Annotated in this window: 2 protein-coding genes; both read left to right on the plus strand. The window is 49.7% G+C overall.

Annotated features, from left to right (window positions below):
• Window positions 1-63: 63 nt before the first annotated feature.
• Window positions 64-414 carry a transposase family protein gene (locus tag MoGM_RS07320; protein WP_104369438.1) on the plus strand — a complete coding sequence of 117 codons (351 nt, stop codon included), beginning with the start codon at window positions 64-66 and terminating at the stop codon, window positions 412-414.
• The coding region (locus tag MoGM_RS07325) for a transposase (RefSeq protein WP_146078682.1) at window positions 410-1,072 on the plus strand (663 nt) is incomplete at its 3' end. The genes MoGM_RS07320 and MoGM_RS07325, both read left to right, overlap by 5 nt.

Here is a 1,072-nt window from a genome sequence, read left to right on the forward strand (position 1 = left end):
GGGTCAGCGGATTTTTCCGGTGGGCGGGAGAGAGTATCAAGAGTATAGTGTTATCTTTGCACAATGAAACCAGATCAACTGCTCAGAGCAATCCTTCCCGAAGTCCTGATAGACAACTTCGACATCAATCGATTTGAAAAAAGCGATACCCGCTTTGATATATGGCTTGACGAAAAGAAAGAGCAACTTTCCGAAGATAAGTATAACAAAGAGATAATATCCTACGGTTTTGGTGATTACCGCACCATACAGGATTATCCCATAAGGGGGCGTGCCACATACCTGCATGTGCGGAAGCGAAAGTGGATGGACAAGTCCACCGGCGAGATATTCAGTTATCAGTGGGACATCTCCGAGTTCGACGGCACAAGGCTTAACGCCGAGTTCGTCGCCTTTTTAAAAGAGGGAGATTGAAAGCACCCCGGTCAGCATCTCCACTCTTGCCGCACGCAACGGTCTGAACGGACAGACACTGCGCAAGCAATACAAGGATGTGATCAGTGGCTATCGGTTGTGGGACCAGCTTGACCATGCCGATGAATACATATTGTATCCTGAAAATTTCGGCGCGGACATGAGTCTTGACGAGACCTGTCTTAGTAATGGCGATGTCTATACCATACTGACCAACAAGGACGCGCATGGAGGCAAAGGGGCTCTTGCGGCAATGGTTCGTGGCGTGGCAAGTGACACAGTGTCGGCAATACTGCGAAAAGTTCCTTTGAGGCAGCGCCTTAAGGTGAAAACGGTTACTACAGACCTTTCTTCAGCCATGATGCTGACTGTCAGAAACGTGTTTCCCGGCGCATCGCTTGTCAATGACCGGTTTCATGTCCAGCAGCTCATATCCGAAGCCGTTGACCAGCTGAGGATACGACACCGTTGGGAGGTACTCGATGCCGAGAACAAGGCAATCAGGGAGCATCGTCAGAAGCGAAAGGAAGCAAAGTCAAAAGAAGAACGCGAACTGATCGGACAATGGGAACCGGAGAGGATGGAGAATGGCGAGACCATGCCCCAGATCATGGCACGCAGCCGGCATATCATACTCAAGCACAAATCAAAATGGAAC

Source organism: Prevotella sp. MGM1, from assembly GCF_002933775.1.
Taxonomy (GTDB): domain Bacteria; phylum Bacteroidota; class Bacteroidia; order Bacteroidales; family Bacteroidaceae; genus Prevotella.

Bases quoted from the DNA above. Each gene is read 5' to 3' on its own strand.
- MoGM_RS07320 (WP_104369438.1), top strand. From the start codon at position 64: ATGAAACCAGATCAACTGCTCAGAGCAATCCTTCCCGAAGTCCTGATA.